The following is a 21,033-nucleotide window of genomic DNA, read 5'->3' as shown; positions in this document are numbered from 1 at the left end:
AATTCCAAGAGAGATTCGCTAACTGGCGCGACGTTGCGCACGGCCTTTCGCGGCGGCCAGATCGACCAGCTCGTTCCAGCGGCGCACGACGTAATTATGTTCGTCCATGGTCGAATTCCAGATCGCGATGTGATGCGCGCGGTCCCTGCGTGACCCGCCAGAGCGGGTTTCACCCGCGCGGATCGCCGGACGCCCGGCCACGTCAACAAGGTCTTGCGATGCCGGAAGGCCCTCATACCAATAATCCCATTCCGCCTCGGACATATGGGCTTTCACGCGGTCCGGCACGGACATGTAATAGCCCTGACGCGCCACGACCGACCCCGCATAGCCATCGAGATACCAGTTCAGCCAGTCATAGGCCCGGTCGAGTTTGTCGTCCTTCAACAGACGCGACAGGCACATGCCGCCATGCCAGGCGCGGTAGCCTTCGAGCGGGCGGGCCTGGCGCACATGAATGCCGCGGCGTTTCATTTCGACAATCGTCGGCGACCAGATCGAGGCGAGTTTCAACTCGCCGCTCATAAACCGCTCGACCGGTTCATCGGCGCGCAGCCAGAAGGGGCTCAAATGTCCGGCATGAATGAGGCTCTTGCCATGCTCAACGAGGGCGTCGATTTCCGCCACGGACATATTGCCCATGTTCTCGAATTCCATCTGCCCCGAGGCCGACAGAGCCAGCGCCAGATCGAAGAGACCGATCGCCGGCTCATCGACCAAAGAAACCCGCCCCGCCCATTGCGGGTCCAGAAGCGCTGCCCAGCTTCGGATGTCGCGGTCGACGTCCAGCCCTTCGGTCTCCACCCCGAAACTGTCGAAGTTGTAAAAGGTCGGCAGCATGGAAATCCGCCCACTCGGGCTGTCCGAGAGCGTCATGTCGTGCTGCACGAAGAGGCGCGAAGCGGGCACATCGCCCAGCGCCTGACGCCCGCTTGTCCCCATGATCCGCGACAGCTCGTCGAGATCGTCCCAATGGGTGATCCGGCGGGTGTCGATGGCCTGCACAGCGCGCCAATACCAGACGATGTCGAGGTTGTGGAAACACTGATCGTAGACGTCATAGCGTGACGGATCGAGCGCGGCCGTGCGTTGCGCACTGTTGAAATCCATCTCGATGAATTCGAGCGGAAAGCCCAGATCCGCCTCGGCGCGGTCCTTGAGAAAGCGCCAGGGCTGAATTTCCGTGGTGAGAATGCGAAGCGGTTCCGTCATCACGCGGCGGCCCGGACGCCGGAGAGCCCCATGAACGCGGCAAAGCTGCGACGGATCTGTTCGGGCGACAGCCCTTCGAGAATAAAGACGATGCGCGACTGGCGCGGCCCGTCCGGCCAGTGCGTCATATGCGTGGGCGCATGCACAAGATGCTGCACGCCGTGAATCGCAATCGGTCTGTCTTCGCCTTCGAGCGCCAAAATACCCTTCACCCTGAAAATCCTATCGCCATGCTTATGCAGCAACAGTGTAAGCCAGGTTCCGAACATAGTCCAATTGATCTCATCTTCGATGACGAGAGAAAAGCTTGTCACGCCAAGGACATCGTCATGATGATGCGCCGCGTGAGACGCATGGTGGTGATGGGCGTGATTGTGGCTCTCATGACCACAGTCCGGCCCGCAGATGTGACCATGTGCTTCCCTGCCGACCAGCCCCTCGGCAAAGGCCGCCGGACCAAAGCCGCCAAGGATCTCCGCCACCGGCGCCTCGCTGTTCACGATCCGCGCCGCCGGGTTGATCCGGGCCAGACGGTCGCGCAGCGCCTGATCCTGCCCCGGTTCCGCCAGGTCGGTCTTGGTCAACACAATGCGATCCGCCGCCGCGATCTGGCGGACGGCTTCGGCGCGATGCTCGACCTGAAGCCGCGCATTGACGGCATCGACCGTGGTCAGCACGCCGCCATTGGTGAAATGCGAGCGCAGCACCGGATGTGCGGTCAGGGTCTGCAACACCGGATAAGGATCGGCCAGCCCGGTGGTCTCGATCACCACGCGGTCAAAAGCGATCTCGCCCCGCGCCCGCAGGCTGTCGAGATTGCCGAGCGCTTCGGCCACCTCGCCGCGCACGGTGCAACAGATACAGCCGGATTTCAGCAGGATCACATTGTCGTCGATCCGATCCAGAAGATGGTGATCCAGCCCCACCTCACCGAATTCGTTGATCAGCACCGCCGCCCCCGCCATAGACGGGTCTTGCAGCAGACGTTGCAACAGCGTGGTTTTGCCGGAACCCAGAAAGCCGGTGAGCAGAATAACAGGCGTCATGCGTCACCTCGCGCTTCCATCCAGGAAATCAACGCATCGTCGAGCGGATCAAAGTCGCGGCCCGCGAGGGCTTCGGCCTCGGGCCAGAGATGTGACAGCGCCTCAAACACGCTCGACGCCCCGGTCGGAGATCTCACGACATAGGACCGCCCCTGCCAGACATCGAGTTTGACACGACGGTAAGAGAGAATGTCATTCGCGGCTTTCATGCGGCGCGCGGCCTCGGCCCGACGGGCGGGCATATCGTGGTTGCGTGTGTAGACGCCCGGCCGCGCAATCGCGTTGGTCCAGTGATCGTCACACCCGAGAATACCGCACAGGGAACACATGGTCCGCTCCTCTCAAAACCGTCGAAAAAGACGGACGGCACAGGGGAAGGCCGTCCGCCCAGTGAACCCACGAGGAGTCAGCCGCGCGGGAATTTCGCGTCGTAATCGTCCGCCATCTCGTTCATGGTGACGAATTTCACACCCTCATGCGAGGCCATGTGCTTGAACAGGCGTTCGAGCATCAAAAGCACTTGCGGCCGACCGGAAACGTCGGGGTGGATGGTGATCGGGAAGACCGCGTAATCCATGTTCTCGTAGACCCAGTCGAACTGGTCCTGCCACATCTGCTCGATGTCGCGCGGGTTCACGAAACCATGCGAGTTCGGCGATTTCTTGATGAACATCATCGGCGGCAGGTCGTCGAGATACCAGTTCGCCGGGATCTCGATCAGATCGGTTTCCTCGCCACGCTCCAAGGGCTTCATCCAGTCTTCCGGCTTGCCCGCGTAGTCGATCTTGGTCCAGGTATCGCCCACGCGCACGCGGTAGGGTTCGAAATCCTTATGCATCAGCGAGTGGTCGTATTTGATGCCTTTTTTCAAAAGCAACTCGTTGGACACCGGAGAGAATTCCCACCACGGCGCGACATAGCCGGTCGGACGTTTGCCGGACAGCTCGGTGATCAGGCCGATGCATTTGTCGAGAACCGCCTCTTCCTGCTCCGGGGTCATGGCGATCGGGTTTTCGTGGCTGTAGCCGTGAATGCCGATCTCGTGGCCGCGTTTGGCGACCTCTTTCATCTGCTCCGGGAAGGTTTCGACGGAATGGCCGGGGATGAACCACGTCGTCTTGATGCCGAGCTTGTCGAACAGGTCGAGCAGACGGATCGAGCCGACCTCGCCCGCGAACATGCCGCGGGAAATGTCGTCCGGGCTGTCTTCGCCGCCGTAGGAACCGAGCCAGCCGGCCACGGCGTCCACATCAATCCCGAAACCGACGAGAATTTCTTTTGCCATTGGATAAGTCTCCTGTTGGATGATTAAGCGTGAATGAGGGTGATGGAGGCCGGGTCGATCCCGAGGGTGACCGGTGCCCCAAGCGTCAGGGCGCGCACTTCGGGGCGATCGGCGCTGACTTCGACGGCGACGTCGCGCTCGCCTGGCAGGCGAACCTTAAGATGGCCGACCGCACCGACGAGATGCCGTTCGGCCAGAACGCCGTCGATGCGAATCTCGTCCGGCGTGTGCAGCGGCGCGATGCGGAAGGCTTCGGCGGGAACGACCGCGAGGGTCTCATCGCCCTGGCCCACGCCTTTCATCATGCCGTAGGGGGTCTCGATCATACCGAAACCGGTGCCTGCCGCACCTTTTGCCGTGCCTTCGAACACCGTGTTCGAGCCGATAAAATCCGCGACAAAGGGCGTTTGGGGGCGGCGATACAGCTCGCGCGGGGCGGAGATTTGTTCGACCACACCGTTCGACATGACGACGACACGGTCCGACAGGCCCAAAGCCTCGGATTGCGCGTGGGTCACGAAGATGAAGGTGATGCCCAGCTCGCGTTGCAGAAGTTTCAATTCGTTCTGGATGATCCGGCGCAGGTTGGCGTCGAGCGCGCCCAGAGGCTCGTCGAGCAACAGGATCTCGGGTTCAACCACGAGCCCCCGCGCCAGAGCGATCCGCTGACGCTGACCGCCCGACAGTTTGTCGGCCTTGCGATCCGCAAATTGCTCCAGATCGAACATGTCGAGGATGCGGTCCACCTTGCGGTTGCGCTCGGCCTTGGGCGTGCCTTTGACGTCGAGGCCAAAGGCCACATTCTCGCGCACCGTCATATGCGGGAAGAGCGCGTAGTTCTGAAAGATCATCGAGGTCGGACGCTTTTCCGGCGGCACATGGGTCACGTTGCGCCCCATCATCATGACCTCGCCATTGGTGATGTCCTCGAACCCGGCGATCATCCGCAGCGTGGTGGATTTGCCGCAGCCCGACGGGCCGAGAAAGGCCACGAATTCGCCCTTTTCCACCTTCAGATCGAAGTCGGAAACAGCAACGGTGCCATCGGAATAGGTTTTGCCGACGGAAATCAGCTCGAGATCGTAGAGCATGGCGATCAGCTTTCGTGTTATATGTTCAGGAAATGGGCGGGCAGCCCGGAAGAGGTGAATGGACCGCCCGCCAACTCGGATCAGGCGTTCAGGAATTCGTCCCAACGCATGATCAGATGGTCGTATTCATCCGGCCACTGGTGCCAGTAAGCGACGTTGGACGCGCGCTCTTCGAGCGAGCCGCCATCGCGAAGATCGCCCGGGTTGATGCCACGCTCGGCTTCGCCTTTCCACGGCGCACCTTCGTACCAGAAGGCATAGGCGTCGGGGTCCATCGCCTCTTTGATGTTGGTCGAGGGCGAGTAGTAACCCTGTTCGGTGACCGCGATGCCCGGCTCGCCCGACAGCCAGAAGTTGGCATAGGCGATGACGGCTTCGCGGTTCGGCGTGCCTTTGAGCATCGACGGCCCGATCGCCCAGCCGCGCGTGCCTTCTTTCGGCGTCGCGTATTTGGCGGGCTTACCTTGGGCTTTGACGGCCATGACGGCGGGCTGCCATGCGTCGCAGACGACCATTTCGCCGGAGGCCATCAGGTTGACGAGCTCGCCGAAGTCGCCCCAAAGCGCACGGAACTGACCGTCTTTCTTTTTGGAGATCAGGAACTTCGCGGCTTCGTCGATCTCGTCCATCGTCGGGTTGCCGGGGTTCTTGGCTTCCAGCAGACCGAGCGAGTTCATGGCGAGGATGGCCTGACCGATGGCGATGAGCGGGTCGACGTTCAGACCGGATTTGCCCTTCCACTTCTCGTCGAACAGCGCAGTCCAGGTGTTGGCTTCCTCGTCGGTGAGGACCTCAGGATTATAGCCGATGGAGTCAAAGTTGTAGACCGCCGGCACCATGTAGAGCTGGGTTTTGGCGTCATCCGCCCAGATCTGACCGGAGATTTGCGCGCGCGCATCCCATTTCGGATTGGTGGTGGTGAAGGTGTCGCGGATCGAGGCCCAGTTCGGCAGATCAGCCGCGGGGATGGGTTCGACGTTGTCAGTCGCGATCAGCGCCGGAAGACGTTCGCCGATGATTTCCCAGCAGTCGTAATCAGACGAGCCGGAGAGGATTTTGGTCTGCGCATCCGGGTAGGTGGACGGCGTGCCGGAGGTGGTGCCGACGCCGGACGCAGCCTTGAACATCTCGAGAATACGGTCTTGCACGGTGGTCGAGAGACCGGTGGTGCGCAATTCCTGCTCCGAGAGATTGGCGGCATAGGCCATACGCGACCACGGGTGCAGACCCGAGCCGAGGGCAGCAGCGCCCGCGGCGGCCCCGTATTTCAAAAAGCTACGGCGATTGGGTGTCAAAGTCATGGTGTCTTTCCCTGTTGATGATGACGTGGTGACATTGAGTGTTGGTGCGGGGGCGTTCGTCGCCCCTCGTTGGCGACCTCAGTAGCGGCCGGGGGTCAGCCCGCCGTCCACGGTGATGACCTGACCGGTGAGGTAGGAGGCATCGGAGGAGGCAAGAAAGGTGATGACATTGGCGATCTCGGCAGGCTCGCCCAGACGCTTCATCGGAATGTAGGGCGAGGCGATCTCTGCCGCGTCCGGGCCAAGGCTGTGGCCGGGATTGAGCAATTGCGCGGTGCGGATATAGCCAGGGGCGACACCGTTGACGCGAATGCCTTTGGCGGCGAATTCGACGGCGAGGCCGCGTATGAGACCGATCACACCGGATTTGGCGGTGGAGTAATGCACATGCTCGTCCCAACCGTAGTTGGTGCCCATGATCGAGGAGAGGCAGATGATCGAAGCGCCCTCTTTCATCGCCGGAAGCGCCGGGCGGATCACCCGCATCATGCCGTAGAGATCGACGTCGAGCGTTTCATGCCAGGTCTCGTCGGTCATCTCCGCCATCGGCACACGCAGCGCGATCCCGGCGTTGGCGACAATCACGTCGATGCCGCCGAAGCGCGCGTTAAGATCGCCGACCAGCGCATCCGCCGCCTCGGTCGAGCGCACGTTCAGCGCGTGAAACTCGGCACTGCCGCCCGCGGCTTCGATCTCGCTGACGACCGCTTGGCCTTTGTCTTCGAGCACATCGGTGACAATCACATGATCGCCCTTGGCCGCGAACGCGAGAGCGGCTGCGCGACCGATGCCAATGCCCGCACCGGTGACGAGAACAATACGCTTATCCATTTGAGAGCTTTCCATTTTCTGGGATCACAACATGACGTCGCCGGAGTTCGGCCCGAGCGTTTGCCCGACGAACAGAGCGGCATCGTCAGAGACGAGGAAGGAGACGACACCGCCAATCTCCGCCGGAGAGCCAAAGCGCCCGAGCGGAAGTTCCGCGCGTTTTGCGGTCTTCCACTCCTCGGAAAGCGCCTCGACGAGCGGCGTGTTGATCGGCCCGGGTGCCACGGCATTGACCCGGATGCCTTGGGCGGAGACCTCGCGGGCCAGCGATTTCGTCATGCCGATCACGGCGGCCTTGGCACCGGCGTAATGGACCAGTTCCACCCCACCGATTTGGCCGAGCTGCGAGGCGATATTGACGATATGCCCCTGCCCTTTTTCGAGCATCGCGGGCAGGCAAGCACGGGTACAGAGGTAGTTGCCCCGCACATGCACGGCGAAGATTTTGTCGAACATGGCGGGCTCGATCTCGGTGAACCGCGCCTGATGGCCAAAGCCCGCGTTGTTGACCAAAATCTCCGGCGCGCCGAAATCTTCGGTGATCAGATCGACCATCTCGGTGACGGCGACCTCATCGCTGACATCGGCGGCATAGGCGCCTGCGACACCGCCGGCTGCGTGGATTTTCTCGACGGTCGCCTTGGCGGCCTCAAGCGAGAGATCGTTGACGGCAACCCTGTGACCATCGGCGGCAAGGCGGAGTGCGATGGCCGCACCGATGCCGGAGCCTGCGCCCGTGACGAGAGCAATCATCATGCATCCTCCTGACCGGAATAACGGGAGGCCTTTGAGGTGAAGCGTTTCATCAAGAGGCCGTAGATCACCAGAAGCGTGAAGCTGAACAGCGTGGTCAGCACCCCGAAGGCGAAGATGTTGGGATAGATCTCCACCGAGAACGTCCCGTAGATCGCCAGCGGCAGCGTCAGATCGCGACCGGCCGTAAAGAGTGTGCGGGCAAATTCGTCATAGCTGAGCGTAAAGGAGAACAGCATGGCGGAGAGAACACCGGGGAAGATGATCGGGAAGGTCACGCGGCGGAAGGTCTGCGCCGGGCTTACACCCAAGGAGAGCGAGGCTTCTTCGACGGTGCGGTCGAACCGGTTGAAGATGGCCAGCATCACGAGGAAGGCGAAGGGATAGGTGTAGACCACATGCAGCACGAAAGAGGTGCCCCACCACGCCCGGGCGATGCCCAGAGTGTTGGACAAAAGCGCCATGCCAAGCCCCACCAGCACGCCGGGCACCATCATGCCGAGGATGATCAGGTAAAACGCCGGACCCGAGCCCTTGAACCGGGTGCGGAAGGCTTCGGCGCTCATGACGCCCAGAACGGTCGAGACCACGGTGGTCATGAAAGCCAGCACGATCGAGCGCAGCAGGCTATCGCCCACCGGAAGCTGCGAGACGCGAGAGGTTTCGGCAAAGCCCAAAAGGTGCTCGTACCAGTAGACGGACCACTCGCGGATCGGGAATTGCGGACCGCCATCGGCGCTTTGGAACGACAGGATCGTGAGAACAATCATCGGCCCATAAAGAAACAGCAGAAAGAGGACGGTATAAAGGGCGAGCGTCGGGCGCAGGATACGGGATTCCATGGCTCACATTTCCTTTCGCAGATCGACGAGACGCAGCGCGAGCGCGATCACGGCGGTGATGATGATGGTGAGAACCACACCGGCGACGGCGGCGAAGGCCCATTTGAGAGAGCCCACCTGGCTCACGATGATGTTGCCCAAGAGGTTGGTCTTGCGGCCCGACAGCGAGGCGGCGGTGGCAAACTCGCCCAGCACCATGACGGAGACAAAGATCGACCCGACCATGACCCCCGGCAGCGACAGCGGCAGGATAATGCGGCGGAAAATCGTCCCGAAAGAGGCGCCGAGATCACGCGCGGCTTCGATCACGGAGATGTCGATCCGGCCCAGCATGAAGGTGATCGGCCCGACCATGAACACGCAGTAAATCTGGGTCATGCCGACGAGGACGGAGAATTCGGAGAACAGCAAAAAGGTCAGCGGCTCATGGATGATCCCGAGTTTCATCAGGATCACGTTGATCGCGCCTTCGGTGCCGAGCATCGGACGCCAAGCGATGACGCGAATCAGGAACGAGGTCCAGAACGGGATCACACAGGCCACCAGGAGCGCGGTCTGAAGCGTCTTGTTGCGCACGAAAAGCCCGATGAACAAAGCCACCGGATAGCCCACCACGATGGTCGCGATCAGCACGATGACCCAGATCCGCAAGGTGGTCCAGATCGCGCCCAGATAGGTCGCGGAACTCAGGAAGCGTTCCCAGCTTGCCGTGGTCAGGGTCGAGTTTACGGAGAAGGTGGTCTGGGTCCAGAAGGAAACATAGATCACCATGGCCATCGGCAGGACCATGAAGAGGGTCATCCACAAAAGCCCCGGCGTCAAAAGCGCGATGGCGCGACGACGGTCCTTTTTCTCGCGAAGTTCAGCGGGGGAATGGGTGTTGGACGGGGTGTCCGTCGTGAGGGCGGTCATCAGGCGGCTCCGTGGAATTGGCGCAGGGCATCGGCTGCGAAATGAAGGTCATAGCCTTGGCCTTCGACCAGATCGGGAAGGCGCGGCTGGCTGAGGTGATCGACGACCTGCAACAGGGTGCCGTCTGCGGCGCGGAAGAACGACAAGGCGGTCGGCCCGTTGAATTCGCCGGTGAGATAGGTGGCCTGCAACGACGGGCGCGCGGACGGGGCGGTGCCTTTGGCGCTCACGTCGATTTGGTCGAAACGCACGGCAATCGGACCCTGCCCCAAGTCACCACGACAAAGACCGGCGTCGAAAATATTCCAGGCATTGAGGTGGCGCGCGGCCTCGGCATTGCCGGGATGGCTGAACAAGGTGTCCGGCGCATCCGATTGCATGATCCGCCCGTTGGCGAGCACGGCGACCTGATCCCCCATGGTAAGCGCTTCGGTCTCGGAGCCGGTGACATGCAGGAAGCTGACGCCAAGCCGTTCACGGATCGCCTTCAGCTCGTCGCACATCCGCGACCGCAGGTTGGCGTCGAGCGCGCCGAGCGGTTCATCAAGCAGAACGATCCGCGGCTCACACACCAAGGTGCGGGCCAGCGCGACGCGCTGTCTTTGACCGCCGGAAATCGCGCTGACGCCCCGATGCCCAAATCCGGTCAGACTGACCAACTGCAGAGCGGCATCGGTGCGGTCCTTGATCTCGGCCTCATTGGTCAGGGGCGCATGGGCGCGGTGACGCAGCCCAAAGGCGACGTTCTCCGCCACGGTCAGATGCGGAAACAGCGCGAAGTTCTGAAACACGAAACCGATGTCACGCAGATGCGAAGGCTGTCCGTCGATGCGCGCGCCGTTCAGAGAGATCGTGCCCTGATCCGGCTCTTCGAACCCCGCGATGAGACGCAACAACGTCGTCTTGCCCGCCCCGGACGCCCCCAACAGGGCCATGTAGGTGTTTTCCGGAACGACGAAGTCCACGCCATCCAAGGCCGTCGCACCGCCATATCGGCGACTTACCTGATTGAGAGTCAGCACTGAGTATTCCCCGCGTCGAGTTTTTCGATTTTTTAGATACAAACATCATTTCTTGCCGATCAGTAAAGATAAAAATGATTTTTGAATTATAAAAATCATTTTTATCTAGAGCGCGCTTTTCCTCCTGTGCTCATAAACCCTGAAAACCGCTCTTTAATTGGAGTTTCGAGCCTGTTTTCTACGCAGAATTAAAACGCCAATCCTTTAATTGACTCATTTTTTGATTTTCTGCATTCAAAAACAAATTGCTTCCAACCGTTTCGGCAGCCCCCTATTGTCAGATGAAGAATCCCGAATGAGGCCACGATGATCGTTTCAGAAGCCACCCACCGCAGCGGCGACGACAGCGACAAGCGCGCGCCTCTTTTCGAGCTGGCGGCGGAGTTCCTTCGCAGCAACATCGCCCAGGGCTACCTGTATCCCGGCCTCGTCCTGCAAGAGAGCGCCCTGTCCGAACGGCTTGACATGTCGCGCGCGACGGTCAAACGCGCCCTGGAAATCCTCGAGGACGAAGGCGGTGTTCAGCGGTTTTCAGGGCGGGGCTTCGTGGTCTCGGGCACGACACATGATCCCAAACGCGAAGACCTGCGTCAGATCGAACTTGACCTCAGAATGCTCGACGGCAGTGCCGGAAAACCGAGCTGGCTGCGGGTCTATGACGATGTCGCCTATTACGTCACACGTTGCCCGGTGTTCGGCTGTTACCGCATCGTCGAGGCGCAGATGGCAGAGGAATACGGTGTCTCGCGCACGATCATCCGCGATGTGCTCGGACGTCTCCAGGAGCGCGGCCTTGTCCACAAGAACCGCACCTCGCGCTGGATCGTCGAACCGCTGACCTCGAAAAAGATCAAGGACAAATACGAGTTGCGTGGCATTCTGGAGGTGGCGGCGCTGTCTTCGGCGAAACTTCCGACCAGGCAATTGCGCGACCTGGCGGAGGAAATTCGTGCCCTTTGCGACCAAACCGCACCGACACCGGCGCAATGGTTTTCACTCGACCGGCGTTTCTTTGAGATGGTGGTGCTGAGCACCCCCAACGAAGACCTGGCCAATTACGCGTCGAACAACCGACTGGCGCTGGAGGCCTGCCAGGCCGCGTTCTTTTCGCTCGGACTGCCACCAGACACGCAATCCATCCTGGAGCTTGGCCAAGTGATCGAACTGGCTCTCTCCGGCTCCGTCAAAGCGGCGCAAAGCATGCTGGCGATGCATCTGAAAAAAGCGCGTGACCGCACGATTGCGCAACTGAAGATCACCGCGATCCTGCCACCGCCCTCGGATTTCCCATCCTACCTGCAATTCACATGACCGCGCATCCCGTGCGCCGCGACGAGGACGCTCAGCGAAGGCGCGGGGCTGCACCCGTTCGCGACCTGACACTGCCCCCGAATCTTGCCCCGACCGATGCGCCGCAGCGCCTCAAAACTCGAGGATCAGGCAGGTCGTGGTGCCGAAGGCGACAACCCGGTCCTGCCCGTCGAGCAGCTTCGCCTCAGCCGTCGCGGTGCGGCGACCGGCGGTGAGGATCTTGCCTTCGCAGAGATACCGTTCACCGACTTTCGGCGCGCGCGTCAGATTGGTCTTGACCTCCATGGTCGTGTAGCCGATGCCCGCCGGTAGCATCGAATGCACTGCACAGCCCAGCGCCGTGTCGAGCACCGTCATCGCCCAACCGCCGTGCACGCCGCCCATCGGGTTGACGAAATTCGCAGGTGGGCTGGCCTCCCAAAGCGCACGGCCCTCTTCGATTTCGAGCATCCATTCATTGGCGACACCGCAAACCTGCGGCGCGGGCAGGTCTCCGGCAATGACGCGTTTGAACAGCTCGACCCCGGACAGGGTTCTCAGTTCGTCAATCGGGATCGGAGCCAGACGGCTGGTGTCGATGGTGTGCATGAAATTATCCTTTGATTTTGGCCACACCCGCAGATGTGGCGAACGGGGCCCGCCACGCGCGCCCCGTTTTGTCTCACGTCGCCGTCACAGAGCTTCGATCGCCAGGGCAATCCCCTGACCGCCGCCGATACACATGGTGATCAGCGCGCGTTTCTGGCCGGTGCGTTCCAATTCGTAGAGTGCCTTGATGAACAGGATCGCCCCCGAAGCCCCGATCGGGTGGCCCAGCGCAATCGCGCCGCCGTTCGGATTCACCTTGGCATTGTCCATGCCGAGCGTATTGCTGACCGCCAAAGCCTGTGCCGCGAAGGCCTCGTTCGACTCGATCACGTCGAAATCGGAAAGCGACAGGCCGGTGCGGGTCAAAAGCCCCTGAACCGCCGGGATCGGGCCAGTGCCCATGACCTCCGGGCGCACGCCCGCGACGTGATATCCGAGGATGCGCGCGCGCGGTTTCAGCCCGGCCCCGGACGCGGCCTCTGCCGTCGCCAGCACCACCGCCGCCGCCCCGTCGTTGAGGCCGGAGGCATTGCCCGCCGTCACAGAGCCGTCCTTTTGAAAGGCCGGACGCAGTTTGGCGAGGCTCTCAAGCGTGCTGGCCTTGGGGTGTTCATCGGTGTCGAAAGCCACCATGTCGCGTTTCACCCGAACTTCGACCGGCACGATCTGCGACTTGAAATGGCCTGCCTCGATGGCTTTGAGCGCGCGTTCCTGACTTTGCACCGCAAAGGCGTCCTGGGCCTCGCGGGTGATGCCGTATTCGGAGGCGACATTCTCCGCCGTGATCCCCATGTGCCCGGTGCCGAACGGGCAGCTCAGCGCCCCGAGCATCATGTCGGTCGCGCCCGTGTCACCCATTTTCTGCCCCCAGCGCAAGGCGGGCAGGATATAGGGCGCGCGGCTCATGTTCTCGCTGCCCCCCGCAAGCGCGAAGGAAGCGTCCCCCAGCATCAGCGATTGCGCCGCCGAGACGATGGCCTGAAGCCCCGAGCCGCAGAGCCGGTTGACGTTCATCGCAGGCGCCTCGTTCGGCACGCCCGCGCCCACAGACGCCGCCCGGCTCACATACATGTCGCGCGGTTCGGTGTTGATCACATGGCCGAGCACCACGGTTTCGATCTGGCCGCCCTCGACACCGGAACGCGCCAGCGCCTCTTTCGCCACGATGGTTCCCATCTCGATCGGCGAGGTGCCCGCAAGCGATCCGCCAAAGGTCCCGATCGCCGTCCGCGCCCCGTCCAGCACCACGATATCTGTCATTGTCTTCTCCATTGATTGCGCCTGTTGCGCAGGTCAGGGGCGGGCCATGTCCGGCCCGCCCGTCTCATATCCGCCGACACCCCGTCAGCTTTGCAATTCCAGCGCCCGCGCCTGTTCGCGCAGCACGAATTTCTGCACCTTGCCCGTCGAGGTTTTCGGCAGCGGGCCGAAGATCACGGTTTTCGGCGCCTTGAAATGCGCCATGTTCTGGCGGCAATAGGCGATCACCTCGGCCTCGGTCACCGTGGCCCCGGCCTTGAGCGTGACGAAAGCACAGGGGGTTTCGCCCCATTTCTCATGCGGGCGCGCAACTACCGCGGCTTCCATGATTTCGGGATGCTTGAACAGCACGTCCTCGACCTCGACCGAGCTGATGTTCTCGCCGCCCGAGATGATGATGTCCTTGGAGCGGTCCTTGAGCTGGACATAGCCGTCCGGGTGCATCACCCCGATGTCGCCACTGGCGAACCAGCCACCCCGGAACGCCTTGTCGGTGGCCGACGGGTTCTTGAGATACCCCTTCATCACGTTGTTACCGCGCATGAAGATCTCGCCCATGGTCTCACCGTCCCACGGCACCGGCGCGAGCGTCTCGGGATCGGCCACCATGAGACCTTCGGCCGCCAGATTGCGCACGCCCTGACGCGCTTTCAGAGCCGCGCGCTCAGAAGCCGTCCGCGCATCCCATTCGTCGTGCCAGGCACAGATCACGGCAGCGCCATAGGTTTCGGTCAGACCGTAGCCATGTGTCACGTCGAAGCCGAGCGCTTCCATCTTCTCGATGATAATCGCGGGCGGCGGAGCCCCGCCGGTCAGCACCTTGATCCCGGCCTGAAGGCCCTTTTTCAGTTCTTCCGGCGCATGAACCAGCATTGCCAGAACCACACTCGCGCCGCAGAAATTTGTGACCTTCTCTGTCTTCATCAACTCGAAAATCGGCTCTTCGCGCACCGCGCGCAGACACACCGCCGTGCCCGCTGCCGCCGCGATGGTCCAGGGGAAACACCAGCCGTTGCAATGGAACATCGGCAGGGTCCAGAGATAGACCGGCGCATTGCCCATTTCCCACATCACGATGTTCGACAGCGCATTGAGATGCGCGCCGCGGTAATGGTACACGACGCCCTTCGGGTTGCCGGTCGTGCCGGACGTGTAGTTGAGCGAAATGGCGTCCCATTCGTCCCTCGGCGGCGCCCACATGAAATCCGCGTCGCCCTCGGCCAGCACATCGTCATAGCTCAGCGCGCTGACCCGCACGCCGCCTTCAAAACTGTCGTCCAGAATGTCGAGCACGAGAATGTCGTCGCGCCCCGTCATCTTGACCGCCTGCGCGGCCACTTCCGACAGTTCCGGATCGACGATGAACACCTTGGTTTCGGCATGGTTCAGGATGAAGGCCACGGCCTCGGCATCGAGACGCGTATTGATCGCATTGAGCACAGCGCCCGCCATCGGGACGGAGAAATGCGCCTCGTACATCTCCGGGATGTTGGTCGCGAAGATGGAAATCGTATCGCCCCGCCCATAGCCGCGTTTCACCAGCGCACTGGCAAAGCGGCGGCAGCGGTCATAGGTTTCCGCCCAACTCCGGCGCACATCGCCATACACGACAGCCGTGCGCTCAGGGTAGATATGCGCCGTGCGGGCCATGAAGCTCACCGGCGTCATCGGAACGTAATTCGCGGGCGTCTGGTCCAGGCCCAGATCGTAAATCGTATCTTTCATTCGGATGTCCTCCTCCGTGGAATTCTCGTAGGGCGGGGCCGTGCGGCCCCCCGTGCTCATATCCGAAGCGGTTTCCCGCTCCGCAGCATGTGCCGGATCCGCGCAAGCGTTTCCGGGGTTTTGGTGAGCGCCATGAAAGCGTCGCATTCAAAGGACGCGAGATCGGCGTCCGACAGCCCGCCACCTCCTCTGGCGAAAATGTCTGCAATGCGGCTCTGAATCTCGAATGCGTTTTGCGTCAGCGCCCCGTCGTCCCGTGCAGTTTTACGGTCTGCGAGCAGGTGGTCCAGAACGGCCTGCGGCTCAAGACGCAACGTCACCGGCGGATGGACGCTCCCGCCCGGCGAGAGCCCATCGAGATGCGCGAGCGCAGCCGCAAAGACGTCGCCCTCATGCATGACCACCGGCTGGGACGGGTCCAGAAGCCCCAGCGCCCCCGCCTCGCGCGCCGAGGCGGCGGGGGTCTCCAGCGTGGCGGCCCGGAAGGCCAGCGCGATGCGATCCGCAAGCTCTGCCTCGCTTGCGACACCGGCGCGTGCCCGGTCCAGAAGACGACGACAGCCCCCCCAGCCCGGCACCAGCCCGACGAGATGTTCCGGCAGACCGATCCGGGTCTCGGCATGGGCCACCGTGCCGGTGCAATGCATCGCCAGTTCGCAGCCACCGCCAAGCGCCAGCCCGCGCATCGCGGCGACACTCGGGGCATCGGCCGCGCGCAGGGCCGCGAGAACCGATTGCCCGCGCGTGATAAAGCCCTCGATCGCCTCCCATTTTCCGCCCTCGATCCATGCCACCATCTGCGACAGATCGGCGCCTGCGGAGAACACCCGCGGATTGTGATTACCGACGACCATCCCGCGCGCCGCGCCGTTCAGCCGGGTCACACCCTCCTCGAGAATGTCGAAAACCTCTGGGCCAAGCGCATGCATTTTGCTCTGAATATCGAGACAGATCACATCGTCGCCCAGATCCCAAAGCGCGGCGGAAGCGTTCTGTGCCAATGGTGTGCCAGAGGCTTGCGCCCGGCTCAGCCGATCCGTCTCGCCCCCCAGCACGACCGGGGCCGCCAGCGCCCCGAACGGCACGCCCTCGGGCATCTCGGCCCGCAGACGTGCCTGCGTCTCGGGGCTCAGCCCCCACCATAGCGCCACCGGACCCGCGCGCCAGGCATAGCCCAGCTCCATTCCCAGATCGGTCTCCTTCAGAGAGGGCGCAATCTCCCCGGCATGGGTCAGGGCATAGCCCACCACCTGTGCCAGAACCGCCCGCGCATAGGCACCCGGCGCCGTATCCCCGTTCAGGAGCAGATCGAGATCGCGGCCTTCTCCCGGCAGGTCTTTTTGCGTGAACCCGCTATGGGCGCGGTAGTCTCCTGTGACGAGATCAAGCGCTTCCATCTCGCCGCTTTCGGATTTGCGATAGAACCCGGCGCGGCTCTTGCGTCCGAACCGTCCGGCGGCTACGAGGTCCGTGATCACCCCCTGCCCCGGCAAATCGAACGCATTGATCGCATCCGTCTCGGGCAGCGCCGCCATCAGAGAGCCCCAGATCGGCTTCACCACATCGAGCCCGATCAGATCGAGCAGGCCGAACACCCCGGTGCGCGGCACGCCAAAGGCCATATGCACCGCATCCGCCTCCTCGACCGTGAGGCCAAGCCGGAGCGCCTCGACCACCGCCACCGAGAGCCAGGTGCAGCCCAGTCGGTTGGCGATGAACCCCGGCGTGTCGCGGCATTCGATCACGGTCTTGCCAAGCGCCCTGCGCCCGATCTCGGCGGCGCGGTCAAATGCCGCCCGGTCGTCACCCCCGATCAGTTCCAAAAGAGCCATGCGCCGCGGCGGGTTGAAGAAATGGCTGATCAGGAAATGATCCTGAAACGCTGCGCTGCGCCCCTCGATCAACCGCTCCCGCAGAATGGTCGAGGTGTTCGAAGAGACAATCGCGCCGGGTTTGCGCAAAGGTTCGATCCGTTCGTAAAGCGCGCGTTTGAGATCGAGGTCTTCAAGAATGACCTCGACGATCCAATCCGCTTCTGCCACCCGCTCCAGGTGATCTTCCGTGTTGCCGACCCGCACGAAACCGACGGGCGCCTCTCCCATGAAGGCCTGTCGCGCAATCTGTTGCGCGAGGCCCTGTTCGGCGGGCGCATTCCGCGCCTCATCCGGCCCCACCCGGTCCAGCAGATCGACGGCAATCCCCGCATTCGCAAACTGTGCCGCGATCCCGCCGCCCATATTGCCCGCGCCGATCACCGCAACGCGCCGACAGTCCAAATCCCCGACCCCGAAGGCCATCTTGATCGTGTTCATAATACGTCCAGAATTCAATATGTTCTGGCGCGGGCGATGTCGCCCGCGCCGAAGGCCTCAGATCGCGAGATCGAAATCCGCCGCCGTGAACGCAAGCGTCGCAGCATTACCGGCCTTGGAAATCGCATGCAGGGCCGCCGCCATCGGAAAGACGTTGCTGGCGTAGAACCGCACCATGCTCAGCTTGGCCTTGGCATGGGTCGTGTTGCGCCCTTCCGCGAGGCGCTTGGACGCCGCCATCGCCGCATCGCCCATCACCCAGGCCCCAAGGCAAATGCCGAAGGTCTCAAGGATATTGACCGCCGCCGACAAAGGCTCCGTGCCGTTCTGCGCTACCAGCCAATCGGTCAGGTCGCTGACGATGCCTGCGGCCTCTTCGACCATCGAGGCGAGCCCCGCCCAATCGGCATCCCCGCCGCTTTGCACCTTGAGCGCCGCGGCGGTCGTTTTCATCTCGACGATCAACTCACGCGCGGCGGTGCCGTTGTCCCGCTTGATCTTGCGTCCGACGAGATCGAGCGCCTGAATGCCGGTCGTGCCCTCGTAGATCGTGGTGATCCGCGCATCGCGCAGGTGCTGCGCCGCACCGGTTTCCTCGATGTAACCCATGCCGCCATGGATCTGCACACCCAGCGATGCCGCCTGCACGGAAAGCTCCGTCGACCAGGCTTTCGCCACCGGGATCAACAGATCCACGCGACGTTGGTGATGGGCGCGGGTTTCCTCGTCCTCCGAACGATGCGCGAAATCCAGAGACCGCGCCGCCCGGAACGCCAAGGCCCGCGCCGCCTCGGTCCGCGCCTTCATCAGGCCCAGCATCCGGCGAATGTCCGGGTGCCCCATGATCGTGGCTTCCGCGCCCTCTGGCGTGCCTCCCTGTACCCGGTCCATGGCATAGCGCACCGCGTGTTGCGTGGCCGCTTCGGAAATACCGACGCCCTGAAGGCCCACGCCCAGACGCGCGTTGTTCATCATGGTGAACATATAAGCGAGCCCCTTGTTCGGCTCGCCCACCAGATAGCCGATGGCCCCGCCCTCATCGCCATAGGACATGGTGCAGGTCGGGCTGGCATGGATGCCCAGCTTGTGCTCGATCGACACACAGCGCAGATCGTTGCGCGTCCCCGGTGCGCCCTCGGCATCCGGGATAAATTTCGGTACGATGAAGAGCGAAATACCTTTCACCCCCGCCGGCGCATCCGGCAGGCGCGCCAGCACGAGATGGACGATGTTTTCCGCCATGTCATGTTCGCCATAGGTGATGAAAATCTTCTGGCCGCTGATCCGGTAGTGATCCCCCTCCGGCACCGCCTTGGAGCGGATCGCCGCCAGATCGGAGCCCGCCTGCGGTTCGGTCAGGTTCATCGTCCCGGTCCATTCCCCGGTCACGAGTTTCGGCAGGTAGAGCGTCTTGAGATCATCGGAGGCGTAGCCATTGATCGCCTCGATCGCGCCCTGTGTCAAAAGCGGACAGAGCTGAAACGCCGTGTTCGCGCCGTTGAACATTTCGAGAATGGCGGCATTCACCACCTCGGGCAAGCCCATGCCGCCGTGATCCGGGGAGGCCGTGGGGGCGTTCCACCCCATCTCGACCAGCGTGTGATAGGCGGCACTCCAGCCCTCGGGCGTGGTCACCTGCCCCTCGGAAAACCCGAGACCGGACTGATCGCCCACGGCATTGAGCGGCCCGAGCACATCGCCCGCGAATTTCCCCGCCTCTTCGAGGATCGCGCCCACCATGTCGGCGGTCGCGTCCTCAAGCCCCGGGAGCTGCGCGATCTCGTCCAGCCCGCAAAGCTCTTCGAGGACGAACATCATGTCCTCTGTCGGTGCAACATAAGTCATCTGATGTATTTCCTGTTTCTCACAATTTCTCGGTCATTTCTGGCACGGCGTCGAAGAGATCAGCGACGAGGCCGAAGTCTGCGACCTGGAAGATCGGGGCTTCTTCGTCCTTGTTGATCGCGACGATCACCTTCGAATCCTTCATCCCCGCGAGGTGCTGGATCGCACCCGAGATGCCGCAGGCGATGTAAAGCTCAGGCGCCACCACCTTGCCGGTCTGGCCGACCTGCCAGTCGTTCGGCGCAAACCCGCTGTCGACCGCCGCACGCGACGCGCCCACGGCCGCGCCGAGCTTGTCGGCGAGCGCCTCGATGATCGCAAAGCTCTCTTCCGAACCGACACCGCGCCCGCCCGAGACGACGATCTTCGCGCTGGTCAGTTCCGGGCGGTCGCTTTCCGCCACCTTGTCCTCGACAAAGGCCGACAGGCCGGTGTCCCCCGCGCCCGAGGCCGCCTCGACCGCCGCGGAACCGCCGCTGCCCGCCGCCTCGAAGGTCGAAGTGCGGAAGGTGATAACCTTCTTTTCATCTTTCGAGCGTACCGTCTGAATCGCGTTGCCGGCATAGACCGGGCGCTGGAACGTATCCGCATCCACCACGGAGGTCACATCGGTCAGAACCATCACATCCAGAAGCGCCGCAACCCGCGGCAGGACGTTCTTGCCCGTCGTCGTCGCGGCGGCGGTGATGTGGCTGTAGCCACCCGCCAGAGACACGATCAGATCGGCAAGGTTTTCCGCCAGCCCGTGGGCATAGGCCGCGTCATCGGCGACCAGAACCTTGGCCACGCCGTCGATCTTCGCGGCCTCGTAGCCCGGCGCACCGCACACGAGAAGCGTCACATCGCCCAGTTTCGCCGAAGCCGAGACGGCTTTCGCGGTGGCGTCGAGCGCGACCGCGCCGCCCGCCACATCCGCAAGACAGAGAACAGCCATCAGACGAGACCTCCCTCTTTGAGTTTCGCAATGAGTTCATCGACCGAGCCGACCTTGATCCCGGCTTCGCGCGCCGCGGGTTCTTCGGTTTTCACGACCGTCAGGCGCGGCGTGGTGTCGACGCCGTAATCGGCGGCGGTCTTCTCGTCGAGCGGCTTCTTCTTCGCCTTCATGATGTTTGGCAAAGAGGCATAGCGCGGCTCGTTGAGACGCAGGTCGGTCGTCACGATGGCCGGAAGAGTGACGGAAATCGTCTGCAACCCGCCGTCCACCTCGCGGGTCACCACCGCCTTGCCCTCGGAGATCAGCACCTCGGAGGCAAAGGTCGCCTGCCCCCAGCCGAGAAGCGCCGCGAGCATCTGACCGGTGGCGTTCATGTCGTTGTCGATCGCCTGCTTGCCGAGGATCACCAGTTCGGGCGCCTCCTCCGCGACGATCTTGGCGAGGATCTTTGCCACCGCCAGCGGCTCGATCTCGACGCCCTGATCCTCTTCGACCAGAATGCCGCGATCCGCGCCCATGGCGAGCGCGTTGCGGATCGTATCCACGGATTTCTTCTCGCCGATCGACACCACGACCACCTCGGAAGCCACGCCGGCCTCCTTGAGACGAATGGCCTCTTCGACCGCGATCTCGTCGAACGGGTTCATCGACATCTTCACGTTCGCAAGATCGACACCCGTGCCGTCGGTCTTAACCTTGACCTTCACGTTGTAGTCGATCACGCGTTTAACAGGTACCAATACCTTCATGCGTAAACTCC

General features: G+C 62.6%; 19 protein-coding genes. 1 reads left to right on the top strand and 18 read right to left on the bottom strand.

The features are described from left to right. Positions 1-18 precede the first annotated feature (18 nt). The 11 genes from NH195_RS06695 to NH195_RS06645 form a co-directional block, all read right to left on the bottom strand. A complete protein-coding gene (locus NH195_RS06695) occupies positions 19-1,212 on the bottom strand; it encodes an ABC transporter substrate-binding protein (RefSeq protein ID WP_066704837.1) in 1,194 nt (397 codons plus the stop codon). Then, a complete protein-coding gene (locus NH195_RS06690; RefSeq protein ID WP_066704831.1) occupies positions 1,212-2,258 on the bottom strand; it encodes a CobW family GTP-binding protein in 1,047 nt (348 codons plus the stop codon). Before NH195_RS06690 ends, NH195_RS06695 begins: the two co-directional genes overlap by 1 nt. Next, positions 2,255-2,587 (bottom strand): hypothetical protein, encoded by a 333-nt coding sequence (locus NH195_RS06685; protein WP_066704829.1) that lies wholly within the window; start codon positions 2,585-2,587, stop codon positions 2,255-2,257. The genes NH195_RS06690 and NH195_RS06685 overlap by 4 nt, the downstream gene beginning before the upstream one ends. Before the next feature lie 77 nt (positions 2,588-2,664). Then, complete coding sequence (locus NH195_RS06680) at positions 2,665-3,543, bottom strand: polysaccharide deacetylase family protein (RefSeq protein WP_066704827.1); 879 nt, start codon at positions 3,541-3,543, stop codon at positions 2,665-2,667. A gap of 23 nt (positions 3,544-3,566) precedes the next feature. Beyond that, entirely contained in the window at positions 3,567-4,634 is a 1,068-nt protein-coding gene (locus tag NH195_RS06675; protein WP_066704825.1) for an ABC transporter ATP-binding protein, read from the bottom strand. Between the two features lie 80 nt (positions 4,635-4,714). After that, positions 4,715-5,935 carry an ABC transporter substrate-binding protein gene (locus NH195_RS06670; RefSeq protein WP_066704823.1) on the bottom strand — a complete coding sequence of 407 codons (1,221 nt, stop codon included), beginning with the start codon at positions 5,933-5,935 and terminating at the stop codon, positions 4,715-4,717. Positions 5,936-6,013: 78 nt separating this feature from the next. Then, positions 6,014-6,766, bottom strand: coding sequence for an SDR family NAD(P)-dependent oxidoreductase (locus NH195_RS06665; RefSeq protein WP_202906488.1), 753 nt, complete (start codon positions 6,764-6,766; stop codon positions 6,014-6,016). A gap of 24 nt (positions 6,767-6,790) precedes the next feature. Continuing rightward, positions 6,791-7,522, bottom strand: a complete 732-nt coding sequence (locus tag NH195_RS06660) for an SDR family NAD(P)-dependent oxidoreductase (protein WP_066704816.1) — start codon at positions 7,520-7,522, stop codon at positions 6,791-6,793. After that, positions 7,519-8,361, bottom strand: a complete 843-nt coding sequence (locus NH195_RS06655; RefSeq protein ID WP_066704814.1) for an ABC transporter permease — start codon at positions 8,359-8,361, stop codon at positions 7,519-7,521. The genes NH195_RS06660 and NH195_RS06655 overlap by 4 nt, the downstream gene beginning before the upstream one ends. Before the next feature lie 3 nt (positions 8,362-8,364). Continuing rightward, positions 8,365-9,273 (bottom strand): ABC transporter permease, encoded by a 909-nt coding sequence (locus tag NH195_RS06650; protein ID WP_066704812.1) that lies wholly within the window; start codon positions 9,271-9,273, stop codon positions 8,365-8,367. Next, on the bottom strand, positions 9,273-10,238 hold the full coding sequence (locus NH195_RS06645; protein ID WP_238379711.1) for an ABC transporter ATP-binding protein: 966 nt from the start codon (positions 10,236-10,238) through the stop codon (positions 9,273-9,275). The genes NH195_RS06650 and NH195_RS06645 overlap by 1 nt, the downstream gene beginning before the upstream one ends. Before the next feature lie 363 nt (positions 10,239-10,601). Here NH195_RS06645 and NH195_RS06640 point away from each other — a divergent pair, with 363 nt between their 5' ends. Beyond that, positions 10,602-11,606: a GntR family transcriptional regulator gene (locus tag NH195_RS06640; RefSeq protein WP_066704808.1), complete on the top strand. Its 1,005-nt coding sequence runs from the start codon at positions 10,602-10,604 to the stop codon at positions 11,604-11,606. Positions 11,607-11,717: 111 nt separating this feature from the next. Here the strand turns inward: NH195_RS06640 and NH195_RS06635 are convergent, their stop codons facing one another. The 7 genes from NH195_RS06635 to NH195_RS06605 all read right to left on the bottom strand — a co-directional run bounded on the left by NH195_RS06635 (position 11,718) and on the right by NH195_RS06605 (position 21,022). Continuing rightward, a complete protein-coding gene (locus NH195_RS06635; protein ID WP_066704806.1) occupies positions 11,718-12,194 on the bottom strand; it encodes a PaaI family thioesterase in 477 nt (158 codons plus the stop codon). Between the two features lie 84 nt (positions 12,195-12,278). After that, positions 12,279-13,454, bottom strand: a complete 1,176-nt coding sequence (locus NH195_RS06630) for an acetyl-CoA C-acyltransferase family protein (RefSeq protein ID WP_066705063.1) — start codon at positions 13,452-13,454, stop codon at positions 12,279-12,281. A gap of 84 nt (positions 13,455-13,538) precedes the next feature. Next, positions 13,539-15,179 carry an acyl-CoA synthetase gene (locus NH195_RS06625; protein ID WP_066704804.1) on the bottom strand — a complete coding sequence of 547 codons (1,641 nt, stop codon included), beginning with the start codon at positions 15,177-15,179 and terminating at the stop codon, positions 13,539-13,541. Between the two features lie 56 nt (positions 15,180-15,235). Continuing rightward, entirely contained in the window at positions 15,236-17,491 is a 2,256-nt protein-coding gene (locus NH195_RS06620) for a 3-hydroxyacyl-CoA dehydrogenase/enoyl-CoA hydratase family protein (RefSeq protein ID WP_066704802.1), read from the bottom strand. A 57-nt stretch (positions 17,492-17,548) separates the two neighbouring features. Then, the gene (locus NH195_RS06615; protein ID WP_066704800.1) at positions 17,549-19,336 is read right to left on the bottom strand and encodes an acyl-CoA dehydrogenase; all 1,788 of its coding nucleotides are present in this window, start codon (positions 19,334-19,336) and stop codon (positions 17,549-17,551) included. Positions 19,337-19,355: 19 nt separating this feature from the next. Then, entirely contained in the window at positions 19,356-20,270 is a 915-nt protein-coding gene (locus NH195_RS06610) for an electron transfer flavoprotein subunit alpha/FixB family protein (RefSeq protein ID WP_066704798.1), read from the bottom strand. After that, a complete protein-coding gene (locus NH195_RS06605) occupies positions 20,270-21,022 on the bottom strand; it encodes an electron transfer flavoprotein subunit beta/FixA family protein (protein ID WP_066704797.1) in 753 nt (250 codons plus the stop codon). Before NH195_RS06605 ends, NH195_RS06610 begins: the two co-directional genes overlap by 1 nt. Between the last annotated feature and the right edge of the window lie 11 nt (positions 21,023-21,033).

Source organism: Celeribacter ethanolicus, assembly GCF_001550095.1.
In the GTDB taxonomy this organism is placed as follows: Bacteria; Pseudomonadota; Alphaproteobacteria; order Rhodobacterales; family Rhodobacteraceae; genus Celeribacter; species Celeribacter ethanolicus.
This window is presented reverse-complemented; position numbering and strand designations above follow the sequence as displayed.

Excerpts from the sequence above, each read along its gene's own strand:
- NH195_RS06695 (WP_066704837.1), bottom strand. The coding sequence starts at position 1,212 with ATGACGGAACCGCTTCGCATTCTCACCACGGAAATTCAGCCCTGGCGC.
- NH195_RS06690 (WP_066704831.1), bottom strand. The coding sequence starts at position 2,258 with ATGACGCCTGTTATTCTGCTCACCGGCTTTCTGGGTTCCGGCAAAACC.
- NH195_RS06685 (WP_066704829.1), bottom strand. The coding sequence starts at position 2,587 with ATGTGTTCCCTGTGCGGTATTCTCGGGTGTGACGATCACTGGACCAAC.
- NH195_RS06680 (WP_066704827.1), bottom strand. The coding sequence starts at position 3,543 with ATGGCAAAAGAAATTCTCGTCGGTTTCGGGATTGATGTGGACGCCGTG.
- NH195_RS06675 (WP_066704825.1), bottom strand. The coding sequence starts at position 4,634 with ATGCTCTACGATCTCGAGCTGATTTCCGTCGGCAAAACCTATTCCGAT.
- NH195_RS06670 (WP_066704823.1), bottom strand. The coding sequence starts at position 5,935 with ATGACTTTGACACCCAATCGCCGTAGCTTTTTGAAATACGGGGCCGCC.
- NH195_RS06665 (WP_202906488.1), bottom strand. The coding sequence starts at position 6,766 with ATGGATAAGCGTATTGTTCTCGTCACCGGTGCGGGCATTGGCATCGGT.
- NH195_RS06660 (WP_066704816.1), bottom strand. The coding sequence starts at position 7,522 with ATGATGATTGCTCTCGTCACGGGCGCAGGCTCCGGCATCGGTGCGGCC.
- NH195_RS06655 (WP_066704814.1), bottom strand. The coding sequence starts at position 8,361 with ATGGAATCCCGTATCCTGCGCCCGACGCTCGCCCTTTATACCGTCCTC.
- NH195_RS06650 (WP_066704812.1), bottom strand. The coding sequence starts at position 9,273 with ATGACCGCCCTCACGACGGACACCCCGTCCAACACCCATTCCCCCGCT.
- NH195_RS06640 (WP_066704808.1), top strand. The coding sequence starts at position 10,602 with ATGATCGTTTCAGAAGCCACCCACCGCAGCGGCGACGACAGCGACAAG.
- NH195_RS06635 (WP_066704806.1), bottom strand. The coding sequence starts at position 12,194 with ATGCACACCATCGACACCAGCCGTCTGGCTCCGATCCCGATTGACGAA.
- NH195_RS06630 (WP_066705063.1), bottom strand. The coding sequence starts at position 13,454 with ATGACAGATATCGTGGTGCTGGACGGGGCGCGGACGGCGATCGGGACC.
- NH195_RS06625 (WP_066704804.1), bottom strand. The coding sequence starts at position 15,179 with ATGAAAGATACGATTTACGATCTGGGCCTGGACCAGACGCCCGCGAAT.
- NH195_RS06620 (WP_066704802.1), bottom strand. The coding sequence starts at position 17,491 with ATGAACACGATCAAGATGGCCTTCGGGGTCGGGGATTTGGACTGTCGG.
- NH195_RS06615 (WP_066704800.1), bottom strand. The coding sequence starts at position 19,336 with ATGACTTATGTTGCACCGACAGAGGACATGATGTTCGTCCTCGAAGAG.
- NH195_RS06610 (WP_066704798.1), bottom strand. The coding sequence starts at position 20,270 with ATGGCTGTTCTCTGTCTTGCGGATGTGGCGGGCGGCGCGGTCGCGCTC.
- NH195_RS06605 (WP_066704797.1), bottom strand. The coding sequence starts at position 21,022 with ATGAAGGTATTGGTACCTGTTAAACGCGTGATCGACTACAACGTGAAG.